The 13,909-nt window shown below is 47.7% G+C and carries 7 protein-coding genes; 2 read left to right on the top strand and 5 right to left on the bottom strand.

Annotation, left to right across the window (positions count from 1 at the left end; translation table 11 throughout):
- From GXO76_07335 to GXO76_07355, 5 genes are all read right to left on the bottom strand, one after another.
- Positions 1 to 316 (bottom strand): hypothetical protein (locus tag GXO76_07335; GenBank protein ID NOY77664.1); only part of this gene is annotated, 316 nt, incomplete at its 3' end.
- Between the two features lie 231 nt (positions 317 to 547).
- Complete coding sequence (locus tag GXO76_07340; protein NOY77665.1) at positions 548 to 2,107, bottom strand: peptidyl-prolyl cis-trans isomerase; 1,560 nt, start codon at positions 2,105 to 2,107, stop codon at positions 548 to 550.
- A 36-nt stretch (positions 2,108 to 2,143) separates the two neighbouring features.
- Positions 2,144 to 5,863, bottom strand: coding sequence for a hypothetical protein (locus tag GXO76_07345; protein ID NOY77666.1), 3,720 nt, complete (start codon positions 5,861 to 5,863; stop codon positions 2,144 to 2,146).
- Positions 5,864 to 5,926: 63 nt separating this feature from the next.
- The gene (locus GXO76_07350) at positions 5,927 to 7,015 is read right to left on the bottom strand and encodes a PorV/PorQ family protein (GenBank protein ID NOY77667.1); all 1,089 of its coding nucleotides are present in this window, start codon (positions 7,013 to 7,015) and stop codon (positions 5,927 to 5,929) included.
- Between the two features lie 16 nt (positions 7,016 to 7,031).
- Positions 7,032 to 9,959, bottom strand: coding sequence for a TonB-dependent receptor (locus tag GXO76_07355; GenBank protein ID NOY77668.1), 2,928 nt, complete (start codon positions 9,957 to 9,959; stop codon positions 7,032 to 7,034).
- A gap of 1,054 nt (positions 9,960 to 11,013) precedes the next feature.
- Here GXO76_07355 and GXO76_07360 point away from each other — a divergent pair.
- Positions 11,014 to 13,308 carry a hypothetical protein gene (locus tag GXO76_07360; GenBank protein ID NOY77669.1) on the top strand — a complete coding sequence of 765 codons (2,295 nt, stop codon included), beginning with the start codon at positions 11,014 to 11,016 and terminating at the stop codon, positions 13,306 to 13,308.
- Positions 13,309 to 13,607: 299 nt separating this feature from the next.
- Positions 13,608 to 13,909, top strand: a 302-nt coding sequence (locus tag GXO76_07365) for a dipeptidase (protein ID NOY77670.1), incomplete at its 3' end; no start/stop codon positions are given.

The raw sequence follows: 13,909 nt of genomic DNA on the forward strand, positions 1-13,909 counted from the left end.
TCCGCGTCACATGCCCGTAAACCGGATCATCTTCCTCATATGCATGGTTCGGCCAAACCGGGCCGCCCCAGAATTTCATAAAGAAGTAAAACGTATTTCCAACAATTTTCGCTTTAATTTCTTTAATATCAATGCGATCATCAACCGCTGCCCCCACTTCCGAGGGGAAATAATTGGGTTGGTTATTCAGGGCCGTTGCCAGAATAGGCTCATTCGCCCAATCCGAACTATCCGCGTCCATTAGGAACTGAGCCATGGCCGCTGAACTAACGCCCAAAAACAACATAATGATAAAAAATCCCAATACCTTTTTCATACATCCTCCTTAAAATTAGGTTTACGATAGTTTTGTCCATCTACCGCAGGTTTTCTAATCCAGGCATCCCTCCTTTCTTCATTGATTCAATCGATTGCACAATTTTGAGCACGCATCACCACCTTTCTTTTTGGATTAATTCGTATTGTGTGTGATTAAGAAATCGATCGTTTCCCTTTTTAATTCACAGCTCTCTGACAGTGGCAATATGCCGGATACCGATGGAGAAGCTCAAAAAGCCACCCAGTTGGGATCAATTGATGGAAATGCAAGCTGTCCGGAAAATCGTTTTAGAACCAGGAAGGAAAAACTGGTGTGATTTTTTCCCTCCGGGAGATCAAGTGCTTCTAATTTTTTTTCATCCACCCAAACCGGATAGCGTTTCCGCAGTTCCTTAATTTTGGTTTCCAAAAATTCTATTTGTTTTTGGTGAAGGAGTTCATTATAGGCTTCAATTTTGTAATTCTCAAACTGAGTGGAATCCACGTTGGCTACCGGCAGCGAACGCCAATGCTTCTTAAAAAATTCTTTTACTTCTTCATCTGAAACGTGGATATTTCGAACCAGGTACTTGCGATACGCTTCATAGGTCCATTTTTCTTTCCATTCCTCAATGTCCTCAGCAACGGATGTCGAATCCTCAAAGCCATCTTTTTGGGCGATACGGACAAACGCATCGTTTTTCATCATTCGGCCGATTTCTGTTGCCAGAGCCTTTTTAAATTCATCAAGGGAGGCATGATGCTTTAAGTGACGCCTGAAATAATCCATGTATACAATGTAATCGCGAACGGTTTTCTTTCCTCCATTAAACGTAACCAGGGTTTTGTTTAGCAAGTGATTGATTTTTAAAAGGTATTTTTTTGAGGTGTCCGGTTTTTCCACAGCATTCAGGAGAGGCGTTCCGAAGGGTAACTTGGCTTGAACCCATTGATAGAGAGGAGGAGCCAGTGCGTTGAATACGTCTCCTTTCACACGAATATTCATCGGTGTTAAAACGGAATCCATTAAGGCATGCACAATTTTGTCCGCCTCAATATCGTGGAGCCGGTTTTCCATGCGTTTTCGTTTCACTCCGTGTTTTAATTCTTCTGTTGTAATACTGGCCCGGCGAAAATCCAAAACCTGAAAAATGGCATAACCGTTATCAAATGGAATAGGCTTCGAGAGTTCACCCACTTGTAAGTCTTTGATTCCATTCAATATCTCCGGACGCACATCCAGAAAATCCAGCCACTCCGTCTCAAAATGTTTCTCATCCGTCAGCTTCATTTCATGTTTATTGAGCTGTTCGTTGATAAACTTTTTAAATCCCATTTTGCGGGCAAGCATACGTGCCTTTTCCGCTTCTTCTTTTGTTCGGGTTGGCCAGATACGAAGTTTAAACGTAACCGTTCCTTTTTTAAGCGCATCCTCTAATTTTTTCTCGGGAATTTTTACCCGCCCATGAACGTATTTGCCATAAAATGCTTCCAGCAAATCGTTGTAGGTTCGATGACGAACACGGCGGGTCACATACTCGGACTGAGTAAACCCGTGTTTGGCACCATCCAGCGCCAGGAGGCGTTCCTTAATCATATACTCCAGATACACCCTGCGGGCGTTTTTCCCTTCAGCCGGAGGGACAACCGCAAATTCGTAACTGTATTTAAACTCATCTTCTGTAATGACGGTATTGCCCACACGTGCCAAAATCTTTTCGGTCGGAATGGCCGGTTTCTTCTTTTTGAAAAGAAAGAACGCGATTAAAACAACCCCCACGCTCATTCCAACAAGAACATACTTTTTCACGGAAACACCCTCACTACTTCTTGACCCAAAAACACGCTATTTAATGACCGCAAATTTTCCCCGTTTAACCCCGATGCCGGGAGCGTCCACTGCGTAAAAGTACATGCCAAACGCAATTTCAGGACCGTCTTCCGTTGTTAAATCCCAGGCCTGACGCCCATAATCTACGGCGGCATTGTGATGGAGGATCTTAATCAATTTCCCGCTGGCTGAAAAGATTTTTATCGTGCACTTTGGCGGCAAATTAACAAACTCAATCTTTCGGGCCGATCGCCCTCCCAGGTGGTAAATGGATTCAAACGAACTGGCCGCCACGTACGGATCCGGAACGACATAAATATCCTTCATCCGTTTTTTGGCATCCTTTTTCTCCCATTTCCCGCCAATGACTTTAAACCGGTAAACATCATTCCGATCGGGATTCCGGACGGTCCGAAACCGAAAAATATCGCCTGCCTTGGGAGGAATAACGGCACGCAGGGAGTCGTGAATATTCTTAAAGAAGCGTACCTCCCAGGAGGAATAATAATCCTTTTTTCCATAATCATTAATGTGGGGCCCAAACATAATCACGACGCGGGTGCTGTCCCAGATCTGGCCAAACATTTGCGGGGTTTGATCCTTTGTGCTTTTGGCCTGATCGTAGTACACCCGAACCTTCATTTTTTCCGGGTTGTTCGGATCGGCCACGTTCCAGACCGCAAAATTCAGCGGCTGCACGATGGTTTTAATGGTACCGTCCGGCTGGGGTAATCGGGTAATTGAGGTGTCCACTCCCATGTGGTCGCCCACGCGGATTTCAAAATCATAGGGCAATGCAAAGGCCAATTTATTAATTTGAATGGAATAGGCAAACAAATTACAATCTGTTTTGGTTGCCCATTTTTGCCATTCACGCGTTTTTCGCCCCTTTTTGTTCCATTTAATTACCTTTATTCCCTGATACGGATCATCCCAAAAACTCCACTTTGAAGGCAGCGGCCAGGACAAGTCGAAATGCAGTCCCTCATAGAGGGTTTTTTCCAAAATGGGTGGAATATCATTCATAAAGGCCAGATAGGTACTGTCTGTGTAATCAAAAAGCACGCTGTCCGTTGTGATGTTTCTCAGTTTAATCCCAATCACATTGCCATGATGGTAATGCGGATCCAATTTGTCGAGCCAGCCATCATCTTTAAAGGTTAATTCGTATTCACTCCCGATGTTGGCATGATCCCGATTAAAGATTTCAATGTTGTGCCGCCCACCGCGGGCAAACCCGCTTACATGCTCAATTTTCAGGGTATCCACGTGAGGATCTACGTAGCCGGCAGCCATCTGACGCGGAATAACCATGGCAGCATCCCGGCTGTGGTACACGACTTCTCCCAGACGATTGACCACAATGCTAAAGGGGGATTCACTGGGCATGGCACGCATCGGGTGCCTGAGCGTTACCAGACCCCGCTCGTAAAAATCCACATCGTTTCCCACATCAATTCCGCTTACGGCATAAAAATAGGCCCGTCCATTGTCCACCAGCGTATCTTTGTAGGAATGCTTTAAGCCACTGTCTGTTCCCATGTCGTAGTGCACCCCCAGTGAAGGGAAGGGAACAGGATGGGGACCTTTAAGTCCGTCGATCTTGTCGTAGATTGCAATGGGTTTGAAGAGCAGCACATTTCCAAAGGCATCTGTAATCGTTTTCTGATCATAAAAATCAGGATCGGTACTTTTGTACACGCGATAGCCCTCAAAATCCTCCCCGAAAAAGGGATCTTTCGACTTTTCAGAAGCATCATCCCAGTAAAGCTGAACCTTGTGATCGGAACCCTGTGCAATCAGCGTGGGCTGAATGGGAGGCGTTAAAAAGCGATAATTTGCATTGTAGATCTTCTGCATAATGGATTTGTTTCGAACCACATCTTCCCGATCCTGTCCCATGATCACGGCAATCGTAAATCGCTTCCACTTGTTCCGTTCCAATTTGACTTCGCGGGCACCGAAGGTAAAGCAGATATCATCATCACTGTCGGTTACACGTTGATCTTCACGGCGCAGATATTTCTCCCAATAGGCCTTATCGGACAATAGATCGTTGTTCACTTCGTACACATACACGTGCTTCAAGCCGGCCTGGTCCGCTTCGTCGATATCGGTAATATCAAAATTGGGTTCGCCCAGATCCATCTTGCCATTGCATTCCGTTCCATCGGGGTCGGGTCCACGATATTCATTATCATCCGGCCCGACTCCATCGGTTCCCACATCATCATTAACCGGTTCGTAATCCAGGTGATCATTATGGTTTAAATCTTCACCCCGATCCAGAGCCCCGTTATGATTTTTATCTTCCGTATCCCACACCCCATTTCCTTCCGTTCCGTCTTTATCAGGGCCCTTGTAATCTTCGTCGCCCGGTTTTAAGCGATCCATGCCGATATCCGAGAACCCTCTCCAATCGTGATCGTCGTCGATTCCATTGCTCATCGATTCGTCCACAAGGGAATCCGCATCATCATCAATTCCGTTATAATCGATACCGGGACTTTCCAGAAAGGCAAACCCAAGGACACCCACTTTTTTCTTCGTACCCAGCTCCTCCGGGAATTTGTACCACTGGTACATAATATCGAAATCGGAACGTCCGCCCACACCGCTGTAATTATAGGAGGCCACGATATAATCCACCTGATTGTAGTGGCTTTGTCCGGCGATATTGGCATCCACATAAATCCCCGTGACAATCCGGGGCAACAGGTAGTCACTATAATTTTTTGTTTTAAATAGATTGACAAGAATATCTTCCGCAAGAGGATGGAACCAGGCATAGCCTCGCCCTTCAACCTCTACCCCAAGTCCGGCGATACCATCTTTAATCCAGGGACGTGTATCCGGGGTTCCATCCGGATTCTTCATTGGCCAGTATTTTTCCGTCCGCCAATCGTTCCACCAATCATTTTCGTGATCGTCCATAACGTAGTAAGATTCCTGATCCGCAATGGTTTTGGTTCCATATTCTCCGTTCCAGAGCCCTTTTCGAATACCGGGTTTTCGACTATCGGGTCCGGTAAGCGGCCGCGTATCTCCCACGTACGACCCGGCCGGCCAGTAAGCAGGCCAGGTGCGCTTGTCGGTGCTCATGGCCAGACTTTTAATGATGGATTGAGGCGGCTCCACTTCGTGATCCAGCTGACCGTTAAAGTTCACATCTTCGCCCGGATCCAATTCATTATTTCCATTGATGTCTTCATCAATTCCGGAGACCCACCCCCCGAAGCCGTCGTTGAAATATCCGGGGCGGGCTTCCCACATGCATTGGTGGGTGCGGTCGGAGGAAAGCTGTGCGTTCGAGGACGGTCCGTAAATTCTGAAATAGGAATCACTCACAATGGGGAATTCTTTTCCGTGCCATTCATTTTGAGGAGGAACCACTTTCCCCCGGAACATGGACATATCCTTTACCAAACCGCCCACATAAAAGACAAAATAGGATCCGTACTGGAGCCCCTCGCTTCCCGGCCACCGTAATTTTTCACCCGGGTCCAGGTCGGAATCGGCAAAATTCCCGATATTCCAGACAGGGCTGTACACCAGGTTTCTGTTAAATATACCTCGTGCCCGAAAACGAACCCAATGCATGGGGCTGAGGTCGTATCGCGTAATGCGTTGCCCCATCTGGGCTTTCAGTGAAGAATGTGAGAGCGGCAGCAGCAATCCAATCATCAGAATAGCTGTAGCCCATACCTTCAATCGGTTGATCAAAACCTTCCTCATTCTTAGAACTCCTCAATTTCACAAACGTCTTTTATCGTCTAAAATAACAATCCTTTTGAGCCATTAATACCCGCTGATTCCAATTGTAAAGCGATTCACCGATTGCATGATCGACCAATCCGACCAGGCATAATCCACGGTGATGACCGCCTGGCCCAAAATCCTGTAAACAAAGCCCGCGCCCAGACACAATCCATTGCTGGCTCCCCGCTCAAACAGGGATTGGTAACCGGCACGAAGGAAAATGCTGTTAAATGTCTTGAATTCCACACCCATATTCAGACTTTCCGTGTTATCGCTGGGGTGATTGGCATCCACGGCAAAGGTGAAGGAGTTTTTCTCACTCAGGACCCAGTCGTAGGAAATCCCGAATCGAAACAACAGGGGAAGCGGATAGCCTTCGGTCACCATGTCCACGGGAACCTCATCGTTGTTGAAAAAGCGGTCCTTGCGTCCATCCACATCCATTACGCGGGTTAAATCACGACCGTGCAGAGAAAACTCGGTCCCAAAGTTACTGATGGTTCCCCCCAGCCGCAGTCCCTTTACCGGCGTTTTGTAGAGGATGGACAGATCAAGGGCAATGGTTGAGCCCTTTTCATGCCAGATGCGTTCATAAAAATATTTGGCCCCCAATCCGGCTGAAATCCGATCGGTAATGGCCATGGCCAGGTACAGTCCGGCAACCATGTCCCGGGCGGTGTAGACCTCGCCGGTTCCTTCGGGGCGAAAAACCGTCCGCACGGGTGCTTCGCCATAATCCAGCATGGCCAGGTGAAAACCCAGCGCCCAATTAATCGGCATAATGGGGACCACCATATCGAAGGCATTAAAGGTGGTGCCGACAAACCAGTTCAGTCTCATAAATTGGGCCGACACGGAAGGAATCTGAGTAATTCCGGCAGGATTCCAATAGAGAGCCGACGGATCGTTTGCAATGGAGGCAAATGCCCCACCCAGTGCTTCGGCCCGGGCACCTACACCAATCTCCAGCATGGTTCCGGCAGAGGTTCCACTGCGGGAGACATCGGTTTTGTAAGCACGTCCATGAGGATCAAATTCCTGGGCAAAGAGGGTTTCCCCGCCGAGGAGAATTCCTCCCATCATTCCCATGATTAGGATTACGACCGAGAAAAATTTTACGCGATTCATCTTCATTCCTTACACTTTAAAACCCAATTTGCAAACCAAATTGAACCAATCGGGGTCGAGAATACCAGGAGGGATCGTAATCAGCCTCGTTTTTTGTAAACTCACCCAAGTATTTCAAACGATAATAGCGCTTCTTTCCCACTTCCGGCAGGTAAGCATCCGGGCCGGCATGTCCGGTCACACTGTGCACCCGATTTTCGTTTAAATGATTAAACACATTAAATGCCCGAACCATGGCCATCACCCGTAAATTGCCGAAATGAAAGGCCTGTGAAAACATCATGTCAACATTCCAACGTGTCGGTTTTCGTCCCTGGTTATCCCACAAGCCGCCGGGAAGCTCAATGGAGGGGTCGAGGGTGGCCGGGGTGTAGGGCAAACCGGAACCGATTTGTCCGATCGCACTGATATTCATGTTGGGCGTCGGATGGATGGTAACCGATGCATTCAGGGTATGGCGCTGATCCCAGTCCAGATAATTGATCTTGCGAATGGCGAGATTGTAGCTGCCGCTTCTGGGCCCGGCAACCACGGAAATATCCCGAAGAATCTCCGGGTTAGAGGCACTTCCTTTGGCAATCATGTAGGTGTAATCAATCCGTGATGAAACCCACCGATTTTTGATGCCCTGGTTAAAAGCGATCGTAAAACCGGAGGAGTTACCATATTCTTTGTTCACATAGCGATAAAATGTGGAAGCATTGCTCAGGGTTAGAATTTCAATTCCCAGAAGATCCTTCATGTCTTTGCGGTAAATCGTGGTTTCAAATGAGATGTCATCTGTCAATTGCTGCTGCAATCCGATTTCATATTGAACCGTCCGTTCCGGTTTCAAATTCGGATTCCCGATCCGCGTTCCTTCCACACTGTACTGGTTGTAATGAGGCAGCACAGGATTCTGGTACATTTTTTCATAGCTGGGCGTCTGAAAAAAATGCCCGTAGGAAAGCCGAAGGGCCCCTCGATCAGAAATCGGGAATGACAGTCCGAAACGGGGACTTAACTGCCACTTGGGTTTTGCCTGAATGTAATATCGCGGGTCACCAACCAGCTCCGGATAGACTTTCGAGTAATCGGGACAATAGCGGTCCCGGGGGAAATAAAAATCCAGGCGAAGCCCCGCATTCAAGACAATTTCACCCATTTCCAATTTGGTTTGAATATAGGAGGCCCCTTCGCGTGGAGAACGTACATAATTGACATAAAACTGCTGATCTCTGGCACTATCCGGACTCGCTTCCCGGAGCCGGACATGACCATGTTCAAAATGCGCTGTTGAATCCCTGAAAAAATTATAGGTAAGATCATATTCTTCTATTTCTTTTCGCGCAAAGGGAAACTGCAGTTCCTCGTATCCGAACACCTCCCGCATGGGAGCTTTTTTGTAATGGAATCGGCTGAATTTTGCCTCGTATCCGGCTTTAAGTTCCACAATTTTATTAATCTGCCAGGTGATATCCCCATTGGTCAAATGGATCTTCTGATCAAACCAATTTCGTCCCCAGTCATCAAATCCCCCCATATCATAACCCGTAATAACGCCGGGATCCCAGGCATTTGCGGCATTTTGCTGATAGCGCGGATCGTTGGCGCTTTCATACATAAATGATTTGCTTTGAGTGGATTGATAGGAATAACGGATATTATAGAAAACATTTTTTAACGGCACATGGGTAAAAACGAACATGTGCGTTGTTCCTTCATTAAAATGCTGCCCCTTTCCATCGGGACAAAATTTCCAATGGTTGCTAAAGCTTTTTCCGTGGGAATAATTATGAAACATATTATAGGAAAGCGTCATTGAGCTTTTGGGCTGATAAACAAACTTTACATTGAAATTATACGAGTTGCTCCAATTCATCGGAATAATCTTGCCGTCCCCGGTGTGCAGGGAATCTGGAATCTTGATTAACAAGGGATCTTCGGGATCAAAAATGGCCCGATACCACTCACGATAGACCAGAATTTCCCATCCATCCTTTGGCCGGAACCTCCGTTGCCCATTGAGCCACCCCTTTGAACCCACAATGCGGCCATTGACAAAAAAACCTAATTTGCCGATTTTGCTCATCCCGGGAACGGGCCCGCTCAGAGAAAATTTCGTTTCTTTTTCTGCAAGAGGATCGTACTTATTGAGGCCGATGTACATGGGTTCGTGAGGCGCATAATAGCCTCCGGTAATGGCTTCCACGGAGGCATGATATGTTTTTTCAGGAACTTTTGTAATCACATTAATCACACCGGATTGTGCCGAACCATACTCTGCATTAAAGGTTCCGGTAATCACCTGCAGTTCCTGAATAAAATTATTTTCTACCGCCACATTCGACCCTCCCCCCTGACTGAAGGAATTACTCACAGGCATTCCGTCGATCATGTAAGCCACTTCCCGGCTGCGCCCTCCACGAAAGTGCAAAGCCCCCCCTGCATCGCTGACAACACCGGCCTGCATCTGTACCAATTCGCTCACATTGGACACCGGCAGGGCTTCAATCTCTTCTTTGCTCACATAGGCTGAGGTACTGGTCCGGTCAAACTCAACCGGCTCCCGCCCGGCTACAATCGTTACGGCCTTTCCCTGAATGGCCTGCGGCAGGAGTTTTGCATTTATCTTTGTGGTCCGGTCTGTAAATACGCGTACATTTTCCACTCGTAATTTTTGGTATCCGATCATCTGAAAACGAAGTGTGTATGTTCCGGGAGCTACGTGCAAAATCAGATACCTGCCATTGGCATCGGCAGCGGCACCCCGATTCGTCCCTTCGATGATAACGTTTGCACCTGGAAGCGGATCACCGGTAGATTTATCCTTAATTACACCGGATATTTTACCCGTTGTCCCGGCCAAAACCAGTTGAGAAGAAATTAGAAGAGCAAAAAAGGCGAGAAAAATGAAAAGGGGAACCGTACTCTTCCGAATTTTTTTTCCGTTACAACTTACCATAGTGCTGCCCTCAATTAACATGACAATTTAGACACTTGTTTGATATCGTAGAATCTATTCGTTGTAAACACCGGATACGCCCCCGAAAATGCTCCGGTGAAACCCAAAACTCCGGATTTTAAGCGGGTAAAAAATACCCCTCTATTTGCCGGGTTGTATTTATCATTCTATTTCCCCGCATTGATAGGTATCGTTTACAACAGGATACTCATGAACAGCATAAAGAGGAGATTATTCTTAGGAAGAGGTACTCTAAAGACAACTGAAATCGTTCGCAGGATTCAATCTCCGATTAATTCATATTATTTATTTATGATTTTAGGGATAAAGAATCTTAACTGATTAATCCGTGCAATTGGCATCAGGGATGCGGTTTTACTTCTTTGCCCCTGACTTCTGAATTCTAAAAATCCATTTCAATCTTGGAAACCGAAAAAAAAGTTTTTATATGAATAAATCTTGGAAAGATTTCCGCCTTTATTTCCCGGCGAATTGCCGTTGAGGAACAGGTTAATTATTTCAGTTATATGAATACGCAAATGTTTGCGACAAACGTTGTAGAAATATACAAAACGGGATTTTCATTGTCAAGTATTTTTTTTGGAAGAGGAGAAAAAATTTACCACGGCGAGAAAGGTTTGTTTATTTTTTTAATATATCCTCAAGAAAATTCAATGAGTTCTGTCCCGAGAAAAAAATTCGGGCAACCCAATGATTTCTTCAACTCAGTCGTTTTGCTGCAGTTCAATCAATCATGCCTTGTGAAAAACGTTCAAACCGAACAGACAAACCGCACGTACGACCGGCACAACACCCGTCGTTTTGATTTTAAGCCCGCCTCTGAAAAATGAAGCACCATTCATCCGTTTTCCGAATCCGGGTTAAAAAACTGCTTGCGTCAAATAAATTTTCTCATTACTTTTCTAACAATCCTGCCTCTCAATGAACTGTTTGTTTTTCAAAATAGCCTTTGAGCGAAAATGCTCCCTAATATGGAGAGTGTGTCATTGTGATTTTCCGGAAGGTCTTACACTGTTTGTTCACGGTCCTGGAAATGAAATCCCGGCTTCTTATTTTCTTCCTGATTCTCTTTGCAGGAGCGATTTCTTGCAGCCGGCCTAATTTCACGGGAAAGCCCTCTGCTCATGATCTTCAGTTCAAACAGCTTTCCCGTACCTGGGACGACGGCGTGCCGCTTGGGAACGGCATCCTGGGCCAGTTAGTCTGGCAAAAGGGAGCCCGCCTTCGCTTCTCGCTGGATCGTGCCGATCTCTGGGACTTGCGGCCGATGGAAAATATCGGGACACCCCAATGGACATTCCGCTGGGTGTACCGGCACTGGTTAACCCACACGTACCGGATCGTTCAGGAAAAATTCGACCGTCCGTACGATCAGAATCCTGCTCCCACAAAAATTCCGGCGGGATCCATGGAATTCGACACCCGCGCACTGGGCCGGGTTCTCTCGGTGCATCTTTACCTGAACACCGCTCTGTGTGAAATTAAATGGGAGAGCGGTGCCCGGCTCCTGACCTTCGTACAGGCGGACAAACCCGTCGGCTGGTTCCGCTTTGAAAACCTGCCCGACCAACCGGCCATTACCCTGGTTCCACCGGCCTACACATCTCCTGAAGGAACGAATGAGAAAAACCCCGTGAAAGGTCAGGATTTGCGGCGGTTGGGCTACGTTAAGGGAACGCTTACAAAACATCCTCAGAAAATGGTTTACACCCAGCCCGGCTGGGGTGGATTTCGTTACCAGATCGCCGTCATCTGGAAAAATAGCAAACATTCTCTGGAAGGCTGCTGGAGCATTTCATCCGAGTTTCCGGGCTGGAAAAAACAACCGGAAGCCCAACGCATCGTGGCAAAAGCATTTAAACAGGGCTTTGCCGAATCCGCAAAAGAGCACCGAGCCTGGTGGAGGCATTTCTGGGTGAAATCCGGCATCTCGCTGCCGGACAAAATTCTGGAGAAGCAATGGTACCTGGAACAGTACAAATTCGGGTGTGTGGCCCGTCCCGATGCACCGCCCATTTCCCTTCAGGCTATTTGGACGGCGGACAACGGACGGCTTCCTCCGTGGAAGGGAGACTTCCACCACGACCTGAACACCGAGCTCAGTTACTGGCCCGCTTACAGTGCCAATCACCTGGATCTGGAAGCCGGCTTCGTAAACTGGCTCTGGAAAAACCGCCCCGCATTTCAAAAATACACCCGGACCTATTTTGGAACGAACGGCCTGAATGTTCCCGGCGTAACCACGCTTACAGGCGAGCCGATGGGCGGCTGGATTCAGTATTCTTTCGGGCCAACCGTGGCTGCCTGGCTGGGTCAGCATTTTTACCTGCACTGGCGGTACACGATGGACCAAACCTTTCTGCGCGAACGCGCTTACCCCTGGATCCGGGATACGGCAACCTACCTCACTGCAATCTCCGTGCGCGGCAAGAATGGAAAACGCAGACTGCCGCTGAGTTCCAGCCCCGAATTCAACGACAATTCACGGAATGCCTGGTTCGCCCGGACAACCAATTTTGATCGGTCGCTCATTCGCTGGACACTGCAAAAAGCGGCGGAACTGGCTAAAATCCTGGGCAAAACCGAAGATGTCCGCCGGTGGAACGACCAGCTCAGCCAATGGCCCACATTGGACACGGATTCCACCGGATTGACCATTGCTCCGGGATTTCCGTACCACTTTTCACACCGGCATTTTTCACACCTGATGGCCATTTTCCCGCTGAGTCTTTTAGACGTTTCGCACGGAGAACAGGAACGGACCATCATCCAAAAAAGTCTGCACACTCTGGAAAAGTACGGCAGCGACTGGTGGACAGGATACTCCTTTGCCTGGCTGGGCAATTTGTACGCACGCGCCCGAGACGGGGAAAAAGCGGCCCGTGCCCTTAAAATCTTCGCCACAGCCTTTTGCCTGCCTAATTCCTTTCACGTCAATGGAGATCAGTCGGGCAAGGGCTACTCTAAATTCACCTACCGGCCCTTCACACTTGAGGGGAATTTTGCCTTTGCCTCAGGAATTCAACAAATGCTGATTCAAAGCCACACCGGCGTCGTGCTGCTCTTCCCGGCCATTCCCAAAAGCTGGCAAAATGTGAGTTTTCAGACACTTCGCACCGAAGGGGCCTTTTTGATTTCTGCCCGCAGAAAACAAGGGGCCGTTACGGAGGTCGTCATTCAATCGGAAAAGGGAGGGCTCCTTCGTCTGAAAAATCCATTTGCCGGAGCCTGGAAAGCCACAGGCGGTACGGTGAACCAGACGGGTCCCCTTCTGGAAATGGAGCTGGTACCGGGACAGACGATCAGATTGAAACCGCAGCAGTCGTAAACCAGACTCTTTACGTTTCCGAATCCGGAGGATCAGCCGATCGAACAGACGGCTCAATGTGCGAAAACAAAGACGATTGCAAGACGGGCACGGTTGAGAAATTCCCAACAAAATTTTGTATTTTACGCTTGATTTTCACCCGATTTTTTTCTACGTTTTGACACCATGAAAAAGATCTGCGCTTTTGTATTCAAACAGGTGTGTAAAAAGGCGGCTATCTGCGGCATCATCAAAATCGAACAACAGAGACGAGATTCCCAAAATACACGTGTCTTTTATCAATTAAGAGGATCAAAATCATGAAACGTTTATGGTTGATTGCTGGTGTAATTGGAACATTTCTGAGCAGTTGGGCTGTGATGTCTTTTGCCTGTACGAACATCCTGGTCAGCAAGGGGGCTTCCAAAGACAGCTCGGTGATCATTACCTACTCCTGCGACGGAGAGTTTGTCCCCCACCTTCGGTACACGCCCGCTCAGGATCACAAACCGGGAGAATTTTTAGAATTCCGCGACGGCAAGGGTACCATCCACAAAATTCCCCAACCAGCCCACACCTACGCGGTCATTGGCTTGATGAACGAGTACCAGTTGGCCATCGG

This window comes from Calditrichota bacterium, from assembly GCA_013151735.1.
Lineage (GTDB): Bacteria > Zhuqueibacterota > JdFR-76 > JdFR-76 > BMS3Abin05 > BMS3Abin05.